The sequence below is a fragment of the Streptomyces sp. NPDC041205 genome, from assembly GCF_055591765.1.
On the sequence record NZ_JBVIZH010000002.1, the window covers coordinates 1,091,357 to 1,108,309 of the forward strand.

The 16,953-nt window shown below is 72.5% G+C and carries 17 protein-coding genes and 1 pseudogene; 7 read left to right on the plus strand and 11 right to left on the minus strand.

Features of this window, described 5'->3' with window-relative positions:
* Entirely contained in the window at window positions 1–243 is a 243-nt protein-coding gene (locus ACZ6BG_RS11800) for an SCO4848 family membrane protein (RefSeq protein WP_380844518.1), read from the minus strand.
* Window positions 244–373: 130 nt separating this feature from the next.
* Here ACZ6BG_RS11800 and ACZ6BG_RS11805 point away from each other — a divergent pair, with 130 nt between their 5' ends.
* Window positions 374–1,633, plus strand: coding sequence for a D-alanyl-D-alanine carboxypeptidase family protein (locus ACZ6BG_RS11805; RefSeq protein ID WP_468999729.1), 1,260 nt, complete (start codon window positions 374–376; stop codon window positions 1,631–1,633).
* Here the strand turns inward: ACZ6BG_RS11805 and ACZ6BG_RS11810 are convergent.
* From ACZ6BG_RS11810 to ACZ6BG_RS11825, 4 genes are read right to left on the minus strand one after another with little or no spacing between them, the layout of a single operon-like run.
* Entirely contained in the window at window positions 1,584–2,516 is a 933-nt protein-coding gene (locus ACZ6BG_RS11810) for a YihY/virulence factor BrkB family protein (RefSeq protein ID WP_468999730.1), read from the minus strand. The two genes, ACZ6BG_RS11805 and ACZ6BG_RS11810, sit on opposite strands and share 50 nt — an antisense overlap.
* On the minus strand, window positions 2,504–2,995 hold the full coding sequence (locus ACZ6BG_RS11815) for a GtrA family protein (protein WP_468999731.1): 492 nt from the start codon (window positions 2,993–2,995) through the stop codon (window positions 2,504–2,506). Before ACZ6BG_RS11815 ends, ACZ6BG_RS11810 begins: the two co-directional genes overlap by 13 nt.
* Complete coding sequence (locus ACZ6BG_RS11820) at window positions 2,992–3,996, minus strand: decaprenyl-phosphate phosphoribosyltransferase (RefSeq protein WP_468999732.1); 1,005 nt, start codon at window positions 3,994–3,996, stop codon at window positions 2,992–2,994. The genes ACZ6BG_RS11815 and ACZ6BG_RS11820 overlap by 4 nt, the downstream gene beginning before the upstream one ends.
* A complete protein-coding gene (locus tag ACZ6BG_RS11825) occupies window positions 3,989–4,522 on the minus strand; it encodes a phosphatase PAP2 family protein (RefSeq protein ID WP_468999733.1) in 534 nt (177 codons plus the stop codon). The genes ACZ6BG_RS11820 and ACZ6BG_RS11825 overlap by 8 nt, the downstream gene beginning before the upstream one ends.
* Before the next feature lie 149 nt (window positions 4,523–4,671).
* On the opposite strand from ACZ6BG_RS11825, the gene ACZ6BG_RS11830 reads away from it, so the two are divergent.
* Window positions 4,672–6,057, plus strand: a complete 1,386-nt coding sequence (locus tag ACZ6BG_RS11830) for an FAD-binding protein (protein WP_468999734.1) — start codon at window positions 4,672–4,674, stop codon at window positions 6,055–6,057.
* Between the two features lie 254 nt (window positions 6,058–6,311).
* Window positions 6,312–7,067 (plus strand): decaprenylphospho-beta-D-erythro-pentofuranosid-2-ulose 2-reductase, encoded by a 756-nt coding sequence (locus tag ACZ6BG_RS11835; protein WP_468999735.1) that lies wholly within the window; start codon window positions 6,312–6,314, stop codon window positions 7,065–7,067.
* A gap of 112 nt (window positions 7,068–7,179) precedes the next feature.
* Here the strand turns inward: ACZ6BG_RS11835 and ACZ6BG_RS11840 are convergent, their stop codons facing one another.
* From ACZ6BG_RS11840 to trpS, 3 genes are all read right to left on the minus strand, one after another.
* Window positions 7,180–8,382, minus strand: a complete 1,203-nt coding sequence (locus ACZ6BG_RS11840; protein ID WP_468999736.1) for a beta propeller repeat protein — start codon at window positions 8,380–8,382, stop codon at window positions 7,180–7,182.
* 47 nt (window positions 8,383–8,429) lie between these two features.
* On the minus strand, window positions 8,430–9,011 hold the full coding sequence (locus ACZ6BG_RS11845) for a 2'-5' RNA ligase family protein (protein ID WP_468999737.1): 582 nt from the start codon (window positions 9,009–9,011) through the stop codon (window positions 8,430–8,432).
* A gap of 88 nt (window positions 9,012–9,099) precedes the next feature.
* Entirely contained in the window at window positions 9,100–10,110 is a 1,011-nt protein-coding gene (gene trpS, locus ACZ6BG_RS11850) for a tryptophan--tRNA ligase (RefSeq protein WP_468999738.1), read from the minus strand.
* A gap of 206 nt (window positions 10,111–10,316) precedes the next feature.
* Here trpS and ACZ6BG_RS11855 point away from each other — a divergent pair.
* A pseudogene (locus ACZ6BG_RS11855) lies at window positions 10,317–10,614 on the plus strand (RNA polymerase sigma factor); the annotation flags it as partial.
* 517 nt (window positions 10,615–11,131) lie between these two features.
* Here ACZ6BG_RS11855 and ACZ6BG_RS11860 read toward each other — a convergent pair.
* Window positions 11,132–12,409 carry a serine hydroxymethyltransferase gene (locus ACZ6BG_RS11860; RefSeq protein ID WP_468999739.1) on the minus strand — a complete coding sequence of 426 codons (1,278 nt, stop codon included), beginning with the start codon at window positions 12,407–12,409 and terminating at the stop codon, window positions 11,132–11,134.
* 353 nt (window positions 12,410–12,762) lie between these two features.
* Here ACZ6BG_RS11860 and rocD point away from each other — a divergent pair, with 353 nt between their 5' ends.
* Window positions 12,763–13,965: an ornithine--oxo-acid transaminase gene (rocD, locus tag ACZ6BG_RS11865; protein WP_468999740.1), complete on the plus strand. Its 1,203-nt coding sequence runs from the start codon at window positions 12,763–12,765 to the stop codon at window positions 13,963–13,965.
* A 378-nt stretch (window positions 13,966–14,343) separates the two neighbouring features.
* Here rocD and ACZ6BG_RS11870 read toward each other — a convergent pair whose 3' ends face one another.
* The gene (locus tag ACZ6BG_RS11870) at window positions 14,344–14,694 is read right to left on the minus strand and encodes a hypothetical protein (protein ID WP_468999741.1); all 351 of its coding nucleotides are present in this window, start codon (window positions 14,692–14,694) and stop codon (window positions 14,344–14,346) included.
* A gap of 238 nt (window positions 14,695–14,932) precedes the next feature.
* Here ACZ6BG_RS11870 and ACZ6BG_RS11875 point away from each other — a divergent pair, with 238 nt between their 5' ends.
* A complete protein-coding gene (locus tag ACZ6BG_RS11875) occupies window positions 14,933–15,268 on the plus strand; it encodes a hypothetical protein (RefSeq protein WP_468999742.1) in 336 nt (111 codons plus the stop codon).
* A 20-nt stretch (window positions 15,269–15,288) separates the two neighbouring features.
* Here the strand turns inward: ACZ6BG_RS11875 and ACZ6BG_RS11880 are convergent, their stop codons facing one another.
* Window positions 15,289–15,852, minus strand: a complete 564-nt coding sequence (locus tag ACZ6BG_RS11880; protein WP_468999743.1) for a DinB family protein — start codon at window positions 15,850–15,852, stop codon at window positions 15,289–15,291.
* A 222-nt stretch (window positions 15,853–16,074) separates the two neighbouring features.
* Between ACZ6BG_RS11880 and ACZ6BG_RS11885 the strand changes: the two genes are divergently transcribed.
* Window positions 16,075–16,950: an SAM-dependent methyltransferase gene (locus ACZ6BG_RS11885; RefSeq protein WP_468999745.1), complete on the plus strand. Its 876-nt coding sequence runs from the start codon at window positions 16,075–16,077 to the stop codon at window positions 16,948–16,950.
* Window positions 16,951–16,953: the final 3 nt, after the last annotated feature.

Sequence of the window (16,953 nt, forward strand, 5' to 3'; positions counted from 1 at the left end):
CTATGACGTTCGGCGCAGTGCGCGGACGCCACGGAACCCGATGGTCCCTACCACCGTCCCCAAGGCAAAGGAGACAACGGCAAGCGTCAGGTGCACCCAGAAGTACCCCGTCGGCTTGTCCGCGTCGTCGAAGGCGAGCCCGCTGCCGTCCTTCCACAGGTTCTTGACGAAAGTGATCCAGATGAACCAGCTCCACACGCCGAAGGCGAGCAGGAACCAGGAGACGGGGCGGCTGAGCTTCATACGCTCAGTATCACGATCCGGCCTGACGCGTGGCCTTCGGGGTGGGGCGTCGGGAGCAGGCGGCGGGGCGACGGGAGCCGAGCCGACCTCGGCGGCGGTGGTCCCGGAGCGGCCCCGTACGCTTCCGTCCGTGCCTGTCTCGAAAAAGACCGCCGTGCTGCTCGCCACGGCGACGCTGCTGTCCCTGTCGACCGCCACCACCGCGTTCGCCGACGACAAACCGGGCGGTGGATCGGATGGGACGGGCAAGCCGAAGCCGCCCGCTTCGATGTCGACGGTCGGCGGCGCGCGCCTCGGCAAGCCGGGTACGCAGGTGAACCTGAAGGGCGGCGCCCCGGTGCTGCCGAAGAAGCTGTCGGCCCGGTCCTGGATGGTGTCGGACGCCGAGTCCGGCGAGGTCCTCGCCGCGCACAACGCACACTGGCGGCTCGCCCCGGCCAGCACCCTGAAGATGCTGTTCGCGGACACGGTGCTGCCGAAGTTCCCGAAGAACCAGAAGCACAAGGTCGAGCTGAAGGACCTGGAGGGCATCGGCGCGGGCAGCAGCATGGTCGGCGTCAAGGAGAACGAGACGTACTCCGTGCACGACCTGTGGCTCGGGGTGTTCCTGCGCTCCGGCAACGACGCGGTGCACGTCCTCTCGGCGATGAACGGCGGCGTCTCGCAGACCGTCAAGGACATGCAGGCGCACGCCGAGGAGCTGCAGGCCCTCGACACGAACGTCGTCACGCCCGACGGCTACGACGAGAAGGGCCAGGTGTCGTCCGCGTACGACCTGACCCTGTTCGCCCGCTCCGGCCTGCAGAAGAAGGACTTCCGGGAGTACTGCTCGACGGCCACCGCGAAGTTCCCCGGCGCGACGGAGAAGATCAAGAAGGGCAAGAACAAGGGCAAGACGAAGCGTGAGCCCTTCGAGATCCAGAACACCAACCGGCTCCTGACCGGCGACCTGGGCATGGAGCCGTACAAGGGCATCGCGGGCGTCAAGAACGGCTCCACGACGAACGCGGGCAACACCTTCACGGGCGTCGCCGAGCGCGACGGCAAGGTGCTGCTCGTCACCGTCATGAACCCCGACTCCGGCGAGGACCACGCGGTCTACCGGGAGACGGCCCGGCTGCTCGACTGGGGCTTCGCCGCCAGCGGCAAGGTCACGCCCGTCGGTGAGCTGGTCGCCCCCAAGGGCGCGAGCACGGGTTCCGGCAAGGGCGCGCCCAAGGGACAGGCGGGCGGCGCCGAGAACGCGGCCAGCTCGTCCGACGGCAAGTCCGGCGGCATGGGTGTGGCGCTCGGCGTCACCGCCGGTGTGCTCGCGCTGATCGCGGCCGGTCTGTTCCTGCTCAACCGTCGCTGGCCGCTGCCCGACCTGGTGCGTCGCCGCCGTTCCTGACGGCCTCCGCGGGCTCCGCCGCCGTGGCGGAGCCCGCGCCCTTGCTCGTCGCCGTCCACGCGGCGCAGAAGAGCAGCAGCTTCGCGGTGAAGTTGATCCACAGGAGCAGGGCGACGGGCACGCCGAACGCGCCGTACATGCTCTTCGCCGCGACGCCCTTCATATAGCTGCCGAGCAGCACCTTCAGGAGTTCGAACCCGGCCGCGCCGATCAGCGCGGCGACGAGGAGCGCGCGCCGGGGCGGCTGCACGCCGGGCAGCAGCGTCAGGACGTACAGCAGGAGCAGGAAGTCCGCGAGGACGGCGATGGCGAACGCGAGGACCTGGAGGAGCACGCCACCGGCGCCGTCCCGGTCGACGCCGAGTTGGTCGGCCGTCCAGCCGACCGCCGTCGAGGCGATGGCGGAGGCGAGCAGCGAGGCGAGGCCCGCGCCGCCGAGCCCGGCGAGCACCCCGAGGTCCTTGAGCTTGCGAAGCACCGGGTTCTCGTCGGTGTCGTCGAGCTCCCAGACCGCGCGCAGGCACTCCCTCATGGAGCCGACCCAGCCCACGCCGGTGAACAGGAGCAGCGCGCCCGCGACGAGGCCGACGGTGCCCGCGTTGGCGATCAGGGCGTCCAGGTCGAGCTGGTCGGAGATCCCCGGGACCTGCTCGGAGATCTTGTCCTCGATGCGCTTCACCTGGCTCTCGCTGAGCGTGGCGGCGGAGATCGCGGCGGCCACGGTGATCAGTGGGAAGAGCGCGATGAAGCTGATGAACGTCATCGCGGCCGCGAGCCTGCTCCAGTGGACGCTGTCGAGGCGTTCGTAGGAGTGCCATGTGTGCGTGCGCATGAGCCGCTCGACGAGCGGGCCGATGCCGGGGAGCTTCTTCAGCCAGTCCATGTCGTCTGTGTCACCTGTCTCGCCTGCCTCACCTGTGCGGTTGCCGCGCCCCGGTAACGGAACACCAGGGTCCGGGTACCCCAGAATCGCAGGACAGTGGCCAGTGCCATCCCGATTCCCGCCCCCGACACCGTGTCGGCGCGCCGCGAGGTGAGGCCGAGGCCGTAGTGGGAGACCGCGAGGCACAGGAGCTGGACGAGGGCGCCCGCGACGTTGACGGCGAAGAAGATCCCGTACTGGCGCAGCCGCGAGCCGCCGTCCGGCGCCCGCCGATAGGTGCCGAGGGCGTTGCCCGTGTACGCCACGCTGCATCCGGCCACGAAGGAGAGGGCCTTGGCGGTGAGCGGGTCGAGGCCGGCGGGCCCGCGCAGCCAGAGGAAGAGCCCGAGGTCGGCGGCGTACGCGCACAGCCCGACGGCGGCGAACGCGGCCAGCTCGGGCCCGGCGGCCCGCACCCGCCGGGCCGGGAAACCCCTCACCAGTCCGCGACCGCGAACCCGTACATGGCGAGCCACACCAGGCCGATCAGGGCGAGGGCGCGGTCGCGCAGGACGACGTCCTCCGGCTCACCGGCCGTGCCGCGGTCGGCGAAGACGGCGTACCGCAGGATCGCGAGGATGAAGGCGACCATCGAGAGCTGCCGCCACGGCAGCAGCCCGTTGCCCTCGATGCCGCCGCTCTCCATGGCCCACAGGCAGTACGCGAGGACGGCGACCCCGGCCGCGAGCTGCCACACGAACCGCAGATAGCCGGTCGTGTACGAGGTGAGCAACGCGCGCGTCGCACCGAGCCGTTGGGTGCGCCCGGCCGCCGCGGCGGCCTCGGCGGCCCGCTCCATCTGCACGGCCTCGGAGTAGCGCTTGGCGGACACCATGAACAGCGCCCCGAAGCCGGTGGTGATCAGGAACCAGCGCGACAGCGGGATGCCGAGCGCGACACCGCCGATCATCGCCCGCATCAGGAATCCGGTGGTGACGACGGCGAGGTCGACGACGAGGACGTGCTTGAGGCTGACGCAGTACGCGAGTTGCATCACGACGTACGCGGCCAGGAGCACCGCCGTGAGCGGGGTGCACAGGACGGCCGCGGCGGCGGGCGCGAGGGCGGCGAGCAGCCCGCCGACGGCGTACGCGACGGGCACCGGGACCTGTCCGGCGGCCACGGGGCGGCGGCACTTGGTGGGGTGGGCGCGGTCGGCCTCGGCGTCGCGGGCGTCGTTGATGAGGTAGACGGCGGCCGCCGCGGCCGTGAACAGGGCGAAGACCAGGGCGACTTGGGTCAGGGCGTGCCGCGAGAACAGCTCGCCCGCGGCCGCGGGGGCGGCGATGACCAGGACGTTCTTGACCCATTGGCGGGGGCGGGCGGTCTTCAGGAGGCCCAGCGGGAGCCCGCCGGGGCCGGGTTTCGGGGCGCGGGGGCCGAGGGGGCCCCGCTGTTCCAGGACGGCGGCTCGTTCGGCTGTGGCGGCTCGTTCAGCCATCGGTCAGGCCTCCCGTCCAGGTCCGGCCCGCGCGGGCGGCGACCGCGCCGAGGGCGGCGCCCGCCGCGACGTCCGACGGGTAGTGCACGCCGACGACCATGCGGGACACGCACATCGCGGCGGCGAGGGGTGGCACGAGGCGGGCTCCGGCCGGGCGCAGCGCGCCGTACGCGACGGCAGCCGCGGCGGCCGACGTGGCGTGCGAGCTGGGGAAGGAGTGGCGGCCCGCGGTGCGCACCAGCGGCTCGACGTGGCCGGGCCGCGGCCGTCGCACGATCCGCTTCACGCCCATGCTCGCCAGGTGCGCCGCCGCGGTGAGCGCGGCGGCGCGCAGCCAGTCGGCACGCCGCTCGCGGTCGAGCGCCGCGCCCGCGAGGCCCCCGGCCAGCCAGAGCGCGCCGTGCTCGCCGCTCCACGACAGGGCGCGGGCGGCGGCGGCCACGCGCGGGTCGCGCCCGCAGTCGCGCAGCGCGGCCAGCAGCCGGAGATCGACGGCACGCAGCACCCCGCTCCCCTCCTCCTCCATAATCCGCTCATTAATCACATATCGACTCTTCTACCAAAACCCTCAATAACTACGGCAATCTTTAATGACACTCCCTCAATCACCCATTTCGGTGAGGAGAGCAACGGAGGTGAGCAAGCCATCAGATAACGGGCGATACGGTCACAGGCATGCCAGCCACCCAGCCCTCAGCCCCCGCGTCCGCCCCGGCGCGCGTCCCCGTCCCCCTCACCGGCTGGGGCCGGACCGCGCCCTCCGCCGCCCACGTGGTGCGCCCCCGCACGCACGAGGAGGCCGTGGCCGCGCTGCGCGTCTGCGCCGAACGCGGCGGGATCGCGCGCGGGCTCGGGCGCGCGTACGGGGACGCCGCGCAGAACGCGGGCGGCGCGGTCCTCGACATGACGGGCCTGGACCGCGTGCACGCCATCGACGCGGACGCGGGCACGGTCGTGTGCGACGCGGGCGTCTCGCTGCACCGCCTGATGGAAGTGCTGTTGCCGCTCGGCTGGTTCGTGCCGGTGACCCCCGGCACCCGGTACGTCACCGTCGGCGGCGCGATCGGCGCCGACATCCACGGCAAGAACCATCACGTGTCCGGCTCCTTCGCCCGCCACGTCCTCTCCCTCGACCTGCTCACGGCCGACGGCACGGTGCGCACCGTCGAGCCGGGCAGCCCCCTCTTCGACGCGACGGCCGGCGGCATGGGCCTGACCGGCGTCGTCCTGTCCGCGACCCTCCAGCTCCACCCCGTCGAGACGTCCCTGATGGCCGTCGACACCGAACGCGCCGCCGACCTCGACGACTTGATGGCCCGCCTCACCGCGACCGACCACCGCTACCGCTACTCCGTCGCCTGGATCGACCTGCTCGCCCGCGGCGCCGCGACCGGCCGCGCGGTCCTCACCCGCGGCGACCACGCCCCCCTCGACGCCCTCCCCGCCCGCGCCCGCACCGCCCCCCTCGCCTTCCGCCCCCGGCAGCTCCCGGCCGCGCCCCGCTTCGTCCCCGAAGGGCTCCTCGGGCGGCGCTCAGTGGGGCTCTTCAACGAGCTCTGGTACCGCAAGGCGCCCCGCTCCCGCACCGGCCAGCTCCAGAAGCTCTCCGCCTTCTTCCACCCCTTGGACGGCGTCCCGCACTGGAACCGGGTCTACGGCCCCACCGGTTTCGTCCAGTACCAATTCGTGGTCGGATACGGCGCCGAGGAAACCCTCCGCCGCATCGTCCACCGCATCTCCGCCCACCGCTGCCCGTCCTTCCTCGCCGTCCTCAAACGCTTCGGCGACGCCGACCCCGGCTGGCTCTCCTTCCCCATGCCCGGCTGGACCCTGGCCCTCGACATCCCCGCGAACCTTCCCGGCCTCGCCGCCCTCCTGGACGAGCTCGACACCGAGGTGGCCTCGGCGGGCGGCCGCGTCTACCTCGCCAAGGACTCCCGTCTGCGCCCCGAGACCCTCACCGCGATGTACCCCCGCCTCCCCGACTTCCGCACCCTCCGCCAGTCCCTCGACCCCACGTCCCTCTTCCGCTCAGACCTCTCCCGCCGCCTGACCCTCTGACCCCCTCGGGGCTCCGCCCCCAGACCCCCGTCTCCCACCCGCCCGGCGCCTGACGACCAGGCCATTTCAGCCCGTCCGGCGTTTGAGGACGAGGCGCGAAGCGCCGATTCGGCGGCGCCCCCGTCCCACCCGCCACGGGCCCCCACCCCGGGGTCCAGGGGCGGAGCCCCGGTTTCGGGAAGGGGCGGGACTGGGGAACGCCCCGCAGGGCCCACCACCCGCACCCACCAACCACACACCCCCCAAGGACCCCCGTGAAAGACGCCTTCGGCACCCCCCAGTCCCTCCTGATCCTCGGCGGCACGTCCGAAATCGCCCTGGCCACAGCCACCCGTCTGGCAACCCGCAGAACCCGCAGGATCTGGCTGGCAGGCCGCCCCTCCCCCGCCTTGGAGCAGGCAGCCCAACACCTCCGCGACCTGGGCGCGGACGCCACGACGATCCCCTTCGACGCCCTGGACGCGGAGTCCCACACCCCCACCCTCGCCCCCCTCTTCGCAGAGAACGACATCGACATGGTCCTCCTGGCGTTCGGCATCCTGGGCGACCAGGCGAAGGACGAGGACAACCCCTTGGCGGCGGTGAGGGTGGCGCAGACGAACTACACGGGAGCGGTCTCGGCGGGCCTGGTCTGCGCCAGGGCCCTGCAGACGCAGGGCCACGGCTCCCTGGTGGTCCTGTCCTCGGTGGCGGGCGAACGCGCCCGCAGGGCCAACTTCATCTACGGCTCCAGCAAGGCGGGCCTGGACGCCTTCGCCCAGGGCCTCGGCGACGCGCTGCACGGAACGGGCGTGCACGTCATGGTCGTACGCCCCGGCTTCGTACGGTCGAAGATGACGGCGGGCCTGGAGGAGGCACCGATGGCGACGACGCCGGAAGCGGTGGCGGAGGCCATCGAGACGGGTCTGCGCCGCCGCTCGGAGACGGTGTGGGTACCGGGAGCGCTGCGCGTGGTGATGTCGGCGCTGCGCCACGTCCCACGCCCGGTGTTCCGCCGCCTACCGGTCTGAACGAAAGCCGCAAGCCGACGCGGGAGCCGGAAGCAACGGAGAGCCGGAAGCGGGGCACCGGAAGTCGAAATCCGAAAGCCGGAGGCCGGAAGCCGGAAGCCGAGGCCGGGACTCAGCGCTCGTAGACCGCCACCACAGGCAACGCCAACGGATTCCCGCTCTGCATCACATACACCTTCCCGCCCCCCACGAACCCCTTGGTCCCAGGCACCCGCCCCACCCCCTCGAACCACAACTGCTGCTTGCCCCCCGCGGTGACCGCGCCGCCGGCGGGCAGCCGCTCCCAGGGGACCTTGCGGCAGGACCCGTCGGCGGCGCGGAACCGGTGCCGTTCGAAGAGGAGGCCACCCGCGCCGTCGTGGGCGACGGGCGGCCGCGACAGGCAGGGGTCGGTGTCGGCGTCCGCCTGCTGCCGCCAGCGCGCGCCGTCCCAGCGGAGCAGGACGCGCTCGGCGGACGGTCCGGTCGGCGACTCGCCCCGGTCGAAGGAGTGCATGCCGTACGCCCACACCTCGTCGCGGGACACGGCGAGCACCCCGTCGAGGGAGGCGCCGGGCCCCGGCGGGACGGGGTCGGGGAAACGGAAGGCGGGCGTCGGCGTGAGCTTCCAGGCGCGGGCGCGGGCGTCCCAGCGCATGGCCGCGGGCTGCGTCTTCTCGCCCCCGGCACCGCCCACGCCGGGCCCGCTGTCGCGGTACCCGACGGCCCACACGTGGTCCCCGGAGCTCCCGTCGAGCCCGTTGGCGACGGCGGGCAGCGAGGTGACGGTCCAGCGGCTGCCGTCCCAGTGCGCGGCCTTCCCGCCGACGAGCGCCCACACGTCGTCGGGCGCGAAGGCCTTGAGGTCGCCGACGGCGCCCTCGACGGGCGGCCGCGGGACGGCGCGCCAGCGGGTGCCGTCCCAGCGGGCGATGCGGGAGCCGACCGAGGGCGCCACCCCGTGGAGCCACACGTTGTCGGGCCCGGACGCGTCGAGCCGGGGCTGGGAGATGCGTCCGCCCAGCGCGGCGGGCAGCGGGGTGCGCCGCCACGTGGAGCCGTCGTGGCGCAGCAGATAGCTGTCGGGCCGCGCCGCGCCCTGGTCGGCGCCCGCGGCCCAGATGTCGTCCTCGGCAGCGGCCACGACGGCCTCCACCGTGCCCCTGGCCCGCTTGTCGATGTGCACGATCTTCCAGGAGCCGCCCTTGGCGGGGCCCGGCCGTCCCGGCGCGCGTGATCCGTCCGCGTCGCCCGCGGGGTCACCGCCGTCCCCGCCGCACCCGGCCAGGAGCAGCGCTCCGGCGATCACGCCCGCCACGGCTCTGTACGCCTTCACCGAAGCCCCCGTCCGGCACCTCCCGGGTCCCCCCGAGTCCCGCCCGGTCAGCGGGCGGGCAGCGTACCCCGCGCGGCGGGAGCACCCGCCTGCGGGGGAACCGTCGTCCCCCCGAAGACGAATTCGCGCAGCTTGCGCCAGACGCCGTCGGCCCCCTGCTCGTACAGCGCGAAGCCGGTGCAGGGCCACTCGGCCTCGTACTCGGCGAGCTCCTCGTAGGCCCGGTCCATGGCTTCTTCCGCGATGCCGTGGGCGACGGTGACATGCGGGTGGTACGGGAACTGCAGTTCCCGTACGAGCGGACCCGAGGTGTCGCGGACTCTCTCCTGGAGCCACGAGCAGGCCGAGCCGCCCTCGACGACCTGCACGAAGACAACGGGCGACAGCGGCCGGAAGGTTCCCGTCCCGGAGAGCCGCATCGGGAACGGGCGTCCGGCGGCGGCGACCGCCGTCAGGTGGTCCTCGATGGCGGGCAGCGACCTGGACTCCACCTCGGTCGGCGGCACCAGTGTGACGTGCGTGGGGATGCCGTGGGCGGCGGGGTCCCCGAAGCCGGCGCGCAGCTCCTGGAGCAGGCTGCCGTGTGGCTCCGGGACCGCGATCGACACACCGATCGTTACGGTCCCCACGTCGTACTCCTGTCGTCGTGTTGGTGGGCAGGGGTCGCCGCCGTGCCGGACGGCGGGGTGGTGCTCGGTCGGGTCGCTCGGGTGGAGCTCAGTGCTTGGCGGGCAGGAAGCCCACCTTGTCGTACGCCTGGGCCAGGGTCTCCGCCGCGACGGCACGAGCCTTCTCCGCGCCCTTGGCCAGGATCGAGTCGAGCGTCTCCGGGTCGTCCAGGTACTCCTGGGTGCGGTCCCGGAACGGGGTCACGAACTCGACCATGACCTCGGCGAGGTCGGTCTTCAGCGCACCGTAGCCCTTGCCGGTGTACTTCTGCTCAAGTTCCGCGATACCGGTGCCCGTGAGCGTGGAGTAAATGGTCAGGAGGTTGCTGACGCCCGGCTTGTCCACGGGGTCGTACTTGATCACCGTGTCGGTGTCGGTGACCGCGCTCTTGACCTTCTTCGCGGTGGCCTTGGGCTCGTCGAGCAGGTTGACGAGGCCCTTCGGCGTGGACGCCGACTTGCTCATCTTGATCGCCGGGTCCTGCAGGTCGTAGATCTTCGCCGTCTCCTTGAGGATGTACGGCGAGGGGACCTTGAACGTCTGCCCGAAGCGGCCGTTGAAGCGCTCGGCGAGGTCCCGGGTCAGCTCGATGTGCTGGCGCTGGTCCTCGCCGACCGGCACCTCGTTGGCCTGGTAGAGCAGGATGTCCGCGACCTGGAGGACCGGGTACGTGAACAGGCCCACCGACGCGCGGTCGGCGCCCTGCTTGGCCGACTTGTCCTTGAACTGCGTCATGCGGCTGGCCTCGCCGAAGCCGGTGAGGCAGTTCATGACCCAGGCGAGCTGGGCGTGCTCGGGGACGTGGCTCTGGACGAACAGCGTGCAGCGCTCGGGGTCGAGCCCGGCGGCGAGGAGCTGGGCGGCGGCGAGGCGGGTGTTCGCGCGCAGCTCGGCCGGGTCCTGCGGGACCGTGATCGCGTGCAGGTCCACGACCATGTAGAAGGCGTCGTGGGACTCCTGGAGGGCCACCCACTGGCGGACCGCGCCCAGGTAGTTGCCGAGGTGGAACGAGCCTGCGGTGGGCTGGATTCCGGAGAGCACACGCGGACGATGGTGCATGGCGGAGCCATTCCCCTGAGGGTGGTGGTGGGTGACGGGCGGGCGTTCAGAGGCCATGCTCAGCATTCTCTCAGGTGTCGCCCGTTGGTCGGGAACTGGTGCGTGACGGGTGGGAACCGATTCGGTCCGGGCGGTGTACCAAGAGTGTGAGTGCACGGGGGAAGGCTCTTCAAGAGGCTCCGGGGAGCGCGGAGGGGCGGGCGCCGGTGGGGGACGGCATCGGCGTCGACGAGGCGGCGGTCATCGCACGGGTGCGCGCGGACGAGCCGGAGGCGTACGCCGACCTGGTGCGCGCCTTCACAGGCGTGGCGCTGCGCGCGGCTGCGGCCCTCGGCGCGGGCTCGGACGCCGAGGACGTTGGCGCAGCAGTCCTCCTTCAAGGCGTATCGCGCGCTGGGGCGGTTCCGGGACGGCTCGGCGTTCAAGCCGTGGCTGCTGTCGATCGTCGCCAATGAGACGAGGAACACAGTGCGTTCGGCGGGTGTATCCGGAGCCGTCGGCGGCGAAGGGCGCGGCGATATGGATCCACACGACGACGGACCCGGAGACGATGCAGGGGTACTGGCACCGCGCCCCGGACCCGTCGGCCCTGCGTTCCCTCCTGAAGGACCTGGGCCTGATGGGCAGGCTGTCGGAGCGCGACCGCGCGGGAATCCGCCCCATCGAGGCGGCGGCGCCGGGGCCGGAGAGCCCGGCACCCGCGCGGGCGGCGGCCCCGGACGCGGACGGCGGAGGCGGCGGGGCCTCCGGCAGCGGGGACTCCGACGCCGGGGACTGCTCGGGCTGGCACTGGGCGATACCGAGCGCGGCGGCGGGGGGGGGGGGCGGGAGCCGCCGTGATGCGCCGCCTCCGCCGCCGCGACCGCGGGGACGAGCCCCCGCGCCGGGAACTGCTCGACGCCTGAGCTGTCCCGCGCCCTGAGCTGTCCCGCGCCCTGAGTGGTCCACGCCCCGAGCGGTCCGAGCCCTGAGCCCGCCCCGCCTCTGAGCCGCCGCCTCTGAGCGATCCGTGCCGGACCGGTCAGGCCGTGGGCAGGCCCGGGGCCGGGAAGGCGGCCATCAGCTCGGCGACCTCGCCGCGGATCTTCAGGAGGGCGTCCTCGTCGCCGGAGCCGGCGGCGCCGACACCGCGGTCGATCCAGTCGGCGACGGTGGCCATGTGCTCGGTGCCGAGGCCGCGTGACGTCAGGGAAGGGGTGCCGATGCGGATGCCGGAGGGGTCGAACGGCTTCCTGGGGTCGTAGGGGACGGTGTTGTGGTTGACGACGATCCCGGCGCGGTCGAGGGCCTTCGCGGCGACCTTGCCGGGGACGTCCTTGGGGGTGAGGTCCATCAGGACGAGGTGGTTGTCGGTGCCGCCGGAGACGAGGTCGAAGCCGCGGGCGAGGAGGGCGTCGGCGAGGGCCTTGGCGTTGGCGACGACGGCGTGGGCGTAGGTGCGGAAGGAGGGTCGGGCGGCTTCGTGGAGGGCGACGGCGATGGCGGCGGTGGTCTGGTTGTGGGGGCCGCCCTGGAGGCCGGGGAAGACGGCCTTGTCGATGGCCTTGGCGTGTTCCTCCCGGGCCAGGAGCATGGCGCCGCGGGGCCCGCGCAGGGTCTTGTGGGTGGTCGTGGAGATCACGTCGGCGTGCGGCACGGGTGAGGGGTGGGCGCCGCCGGCGACGAGTCCGGCGATGTGGGCGATGTCGGCGACGAGGACGGCGCCGGACTCGCGGGCGATCTCGGCGAAGGCGGCGAAGTCGATGGTTCGGGGCAGGGCGGTGCCGCCGCAGAAGATCAGCTTGGGCCGTTCCTTCAGGGCGAGTTCGCGGACGGCGTCGAAGTCGACGAGGCCGGTGTCCTGCCGCACGGCGTACTGCACGCCGCGGAACCACTTGCCGGTGGCGGAGACGCCCCAGCCGTGGGTGAGGTGGCCGCCCATCGGCAGGGCCATGCCCATGACGGTGTCGCCGGGCTCGGCGAAGGCGAGGTAGACGGCGAGGTTGGCCGGGGAGCCGGAGTAGGGCTGGACGTTGGCGTGGTCGGTGCCGAAGAGGGCCTTGGCGCGGGTGACGGCGAGGCGCTCGACCTGGTCGATGTTCTGCTGGCCCTCGTAGTAGCGGCGGCCCGGGTAGCCCTCGCTGTACTTGTTCTGCAGGACGGTGCCGGAGGCTTCGAGGACGGCGGTGGAGACGTAGTTCTCGCTGGGGATCAGGCGGAGGGTGTCGGCCTGGAGGCGTTCCTCGGCGGTGACGAGGGCGGCGAGTTCGGGGTCGGTGGCGGCGAGGGCGGGGTGCTGGTGGGCAGGGGATGTCGTCATGGCGTCCTCCGGGGCGAGCGGTGAGAGTGTCCGGTCGTGGTCCCGGGGTGCCGATGGGGTCTCCCCTGCTCCAGCGGAGCCGAGAGCTTGGGGAAGGGCGGCACCTCGAAGGTGTTGCCTCGCACGGCTCCCTCAGGGGCGTCTCCCTGTGCGCCAGTCGCCGTGCTGTGAAAAACCAGCCTATCGGGCGCTCCAACGTGTCGTGGTCCTTCGGCCGTGCCCTTGGTCGAGGATGCGAGCGACGATAGGAATTGGGCCACATGCCCGCCCTGTACCGGAAGAACGCGCACCGCGCCGTGAACAGCCGGAAGAAAGCGCACAACGACGTGCGCACGCGAGAAACGGAGCCCCCCGTGACTGCTACGGAAGACCTCATCGCCTCGGCCGAAGCGCACAGTGCGCACAACTACCACCCGCTGCCCCTCGTGGTCGCGTCGGCGGAGGGCGCGTGGATGACGGACGTGGAGGGCCGTCGCTATCTGGACATGCTCGCCGGGTACTCGGCGCTGAACTTCGGGCACGGCAACCGCCGTCTGATCGAGGCGGCCAAGGAGCAGTTGGAGCGCGTGACGCTGACGTCGCGGGCGTTCCACCACGACCGGTTCGCGGAGTTCTGCGCGCGCCTGGCCGAGCTGTGCGGCAAGGACATGGTGCTGCCGATGAACACGGGCGCGGAGGCCGTGGAGACGGCGGTGAAGACGGCCCGGAAGTGGGGGTACCGGGTCAAGGGGGTGCCGGACGGCCGGGCCAGGATCGTGGTGGCGAGCGACAACTTCCACGGCCGTACGACGACGATCGTCAGCTTCTCCACGGACCCGGAGGCCCGCGCGGACTACGGCCCGTACACGCCGGGCTTCGACATCGTGCCGTACGGCGATCTGGACGCGCTGCGCGAGGCGGTCACGGACGACACGGTGGCGGTCCTGATCGAGCCGATCCAGGGCGAGGCGGGGGTACTTGTGCCGCCGCCCGGCTATCTCCCCGGGGTCAGGGAGCTGACCAGCGACTACAACATCCTGTTCATCGCGGACGAGATCCAGTCGGGGCTCGGCAGGACGGGCCGGACGTTCGCGTGCGAGCACGAGCGCGTGGTGCCGGACGTGTACGTGCTCGGCAAGGCGCTCGGCGGCGGGGTGGTGCCGGTGTCGGCGGTGGTGGCGGACGCGGACGTGCTCGGGGTGTTCCGGCCGGGTGAGCACGGGTCGACGTTCGGCGGGAATCCGCTGGCGTGCGCGGTGGCCCTGGAGGTCGTCGCGATGCTGAACACCGGCGAGTTCCAGCAGCGGGCCACGGAGCTGGGCGAGCATCTGCACGCCGAGCTGCGGCTGCTCGTGGGCTCCGGCAAGGTCACACAGGTGCGCGGGCGCGGTCTGTGGGCGGGCGTCGACATCGACCCGGCGCAGGGCACGGGCAGGGAGATCTCCGAGAAGCTGATGGACCTCGGGGTCCTGGTGAAGGACACCCATGGCTCGACGATCCGGATCGCGCCGCCGCTGGTGATCAGCAAGGAGGACCTGGACTGGGGGCTCGACCAGCTGCGGGCGGTGCTCGGCTAGCCCTGGCGCGGGTCGGCGGGTGGGGGCTCGGGCAGGCCCCCGCCTCACCCCGGGGCCCGCGTCCCCCCGGGGCCCGCCTCACCCCTGGCGCCCGGGGACGAAGGGCTGCCCGGCGGCCTCCTCTGGTGCCGGAGGACGGTGGCGGTCCGGTACGTGTACGAGTCGCTGAGCGTGGGCGAGGGGGCGTTCAAGACGCCGGACGGGGCGCTCGACGAGCTGCTCCCGTGAGGGGACCGGCGCTTCCGTGAGAGGACCGACGGTTCCGTGCGGGGCCCGGTGGTCAGCAGGGCCGGGAGGGCCGCCTGCGCGAGTCCGCGCGGCGGCCCTCCCGTCGTTCATGAGGGTGCCTGGGACGGCTGTTCGGCTACGGCTGTTCGGCTATCCGACGAAAAGGACCGAACGGACCTTGAGGCGTTCGCTTCCGTACCCGGTGTGCGGCTTGAGGGCGAACCAGTCGCCGTCGCAGTCCGGCCCCGTGAAGACCAGGGCGTACTCGTCCGTCCGGTTGCGCGGCGAGTGGGCGGGCGAGCTGGAGTCCGGGTCGGCCACCTCCGGCAGCGTGACGCAGACGTCGCTCTCCGGGTTGTCGATGACGGCGATTTGGGGGCGGCCGTCGAGACCGCTGTACGTGTACTGGAACTGCCCCTCGGCCGCGGCGGCGGACGTCGGCAGGGTGACGATCAGGGCGAGGGCACCGGAGGCGGCGGCCAGGGCGGTACGGAAGCGCATACGCGCGGTCCTTTCGTACGGGACGGGTGCGGGTTGGTGCGGGATGGCGCGGGCAACGGGGCTGTGGCTTCCCGCCCCCATGTCCGCATATGCCAGGACTCACCCGCACGAGGGACCACCCGCGAAGGAGCAGAAGAGATCGCCCGCGCACAGTGGAGGCGCGCGAGGCACGGCACCGGCGGGACACGCCCCCGTACTCCCTGTCGCCACCCGCCCCCGTCAGGAACCGTTGACGTTCATGACGACCACGCACACCCCGAAGGCCGCCCGCGCGGCGCTGGCCCTCGGCGCCGCCCTCGCCCTCTTCGCCGCCCTGCCCGCCAGCACCGCGTACGCCGCCAACGGCACGTTCTCCTACCGCTCGGCCCAGGCGGGCGACCTGGAGATGAACAACCCGGCCAACGGAGAGTGCCGTCTGCTCGCCCAGGGGGGCGCGGAGACCGCCTCGAACCAGACGGACACCAAGGCCACGGTGTACCACGACCATGGCTGCGAGGAGGTCCGGATCGTTCTGCGCCCCGGGCAGGCCGCGACCTTCACCGGGCCGCTCCCGCACAGCGTGCAGTTCGGCTAGTCACTGCCCCACCCCGCTGGTTACTGCCCCACCCTGCCGTCCACGCACTCGCGCAGCAGGTCCGCGTGCCCGCAGTGGCGTGCGTACTCCTCGATCCGGTGCACCATCAGCTCACGGACCGAGGAGCCGTTCTTCAGGCGCTCCCCCAGGTCCGGGCGCGCGGCAAGGGCTGCGTCCGTCGCGGCCTGTTCGCGCTCCAGGTCGGCGTACGCGGCGTCGACCACGGCCTGGTCGGCGACGGCGCCCTCGAAGTCCGCGTCCTTCTTGCCGTACAGCTTCGGCAGGGGCTCGCCCTCGATCCAGCCGCGCCAGTCCCGTTCGACCTCGGCGAGGTGGCGGACCAGGCCGAGGAGGGACATCGTCGAGGGCGGGACCGAGCGGCGGGCCAGTTGCTCGGGGTCCAGGCCCTCGCACTTCATGCGCAGGGTCATGCGGTAGCCCGACAGGAAGTCGAGGAGCGTCGGCAGCTCCCCGTCCGGGCTGGGGCCGTCGCTGTCACGCGGGTCGTTGTCCGGGTCCACCCACATGTCGGGGTAGACGGTCGCCTCGGTCCATCGCGCGGGTTGGTCGCTCATGCGCCCCATGGTCGTGCGCGGGGGACGGGCCCGCCACTGCTTTACGCCTCGCGTCCGGTTCGGCTTTACGCCTCGCGTCCGGTTCGGCCGGGAGCCGCCCCCGGTGGGCCCTCGGGTGGCAGCACGGTGGGCGAAGGCCGACTTGGCCCTCTTGATCGTTTCCCGAGCCGACGCCCACGCTTGAGCCGCCGCCGCAGCAGCGGCACGGCGAGGAGCAAGGGGACAGCACACATGACCGAGAACAAGACCGACGAGACCGACGAGACCGGCACGACCACCCTGGCCGGCAACGAAGACGCCACCCGCACCTACTACGAATCCACCGACGTCGACCGCTTCTACGACATCGTCTGGGGCGGCGAGGACATCCACACCGGGATCTACGCCGACGAGGCGGAGCCTGTCGCCGACGCCTCCCGGCGTACCGTCGAGCGCCTCGCCGACCGGCTCGCGGACCGCCTCTCCCCCGGCCGGACCGTCCTCGACCTGGGGTCCGGCTATGGCGGCACCGCCCGCTACCTCGCCGACCGCTTCGGCTGCGACGTCGTCGCCCTCAACCTCAGCGACGCCCAGAACGAGCGCCACCGCGCGGCGAACGCCAAGCGGGGCCTGGACGGGCTGATCGAGGTGGTGACGGGGTCGTTCCACGAAGTGCCGTACGGGGACGGGCACTTCGACGCCGTCTGCTCGCTGGAGGCGTTCTGCCACAGCGGTGACCGATCCCGCGTCCTCAGCGAGGCCGCGCGTGTCCTCAAGCCCGGCGGCGCCCTCGCGTTCACCGACATCATGGCCGCCGAGGACACCCCCGCCGAGGCCCTGCGCCCGGTGGTGGCACGCCTCGGCGTGGACGCCCTCGCCACCCCCACGTTCTACCGGGACGCCCTCGCCGAACTGGGCCTGGACCCGGTCGACTTCGACGACCACACCCCCCAGATCGCCCGGCACTACGTCCGTCTGACCGCCGACACCCGCGCCCGCGAGGCCGACCTGCGTGCCGCCATCAGCCCCGCGTACGTCGACGGCCTGCTCGCCAACCTCCCCCTGTGGGTCGACGCCACCAGCGCCCACCGCCTGCGCTGGGGCATCTTCCACGGCCGCCGGGCCTGAGGC

Excerpts from the sequence above, each read along its gene's own strand:
- ACZ6BG_RS11825 (WP_468999733.1), bottom strand. The coding sequence starts at position 4,522 with ATGGAGGAGGAGGGGAGCGGGGTGCTGCGTGCCGTCGATCTCCGGCTG.
- ACZ6BG_RS11880 (WP_468999743.1), bottom strand. The coding sequence starts at position 15,852 with ATGGGGCGCATGAGCGACCAACCCGCGCGATGGACCGAGGCGACCGTC.
- ACZ6BG_RS11870 (WP_468999741.1), bottom strand. The coding sequence starts at position 14,694 with ATGCGCTTCCGTACCGCCCTGGCCGCCGCCTCCGGTGCCCTCGCCCTG.
- ACZ6BG_RS11860 (WP_468999739.1), bottom strand. The coding sequence starts at position 12,409 with ATGACGACATCCCCTGCCCACCAGCACCCCGCCCTCGCCGCCACCGAC.
- ACZ6BG_RS11820 (WP_468999732.1), bottom strand. The coding sequence starts at position 3,996 with ATGGCTGAACGAGCCGCCACAGCCGAACGAGCCGCCGTCCTGGAACAG.
- ACZ6BG_RS11810 (WP_468999730.1), bottom strand. The coding sequence starts at position 2,516 with ATGGACTGGCTGAAGAAGCTCCCCGGCATCGGCCCGCTCGTCGAGCGG.
- trpS (WP_468999738.1), bottom strand. The coding sequence starts at position 10,110 with ATGCACCATCGTCCGCGTGTGCTCTCCGGAATCCAGCCCACCGCAGGC.
- ACZ6BG_RS11830 (WP_468999734.1), top strand. The coding sequence starts at position 4,672 with ATGCCAGCCACCCAGCCCTCAGCCCCCGCGTCCGCCCCGGCGCGCGTC.
- ACZ6BG_RS11875 (WP_468999742.1), top strand. The coding sequence starts at position 14,933 with ATGACGACCACGCACACCCCGAAGGCCGCCCGCGCGGCGCTGGCCCTC.
- ACZ6BG_RS11885 (WP_468999745.1), top strand. The coding sequence starts at position 16,075 with ATGACCGAGAACAAGACCGACGAGACCGACGAGACCGGCACGACCACC.
- ACZ6BG_RS11800 (WP_380844518.1), bottom strand. The coding sequence starts at position 243 with ATGAAGCTCAGCCGCCCCGTCTCCTGGTTCCTGCTCGCCTTCGGCGTG.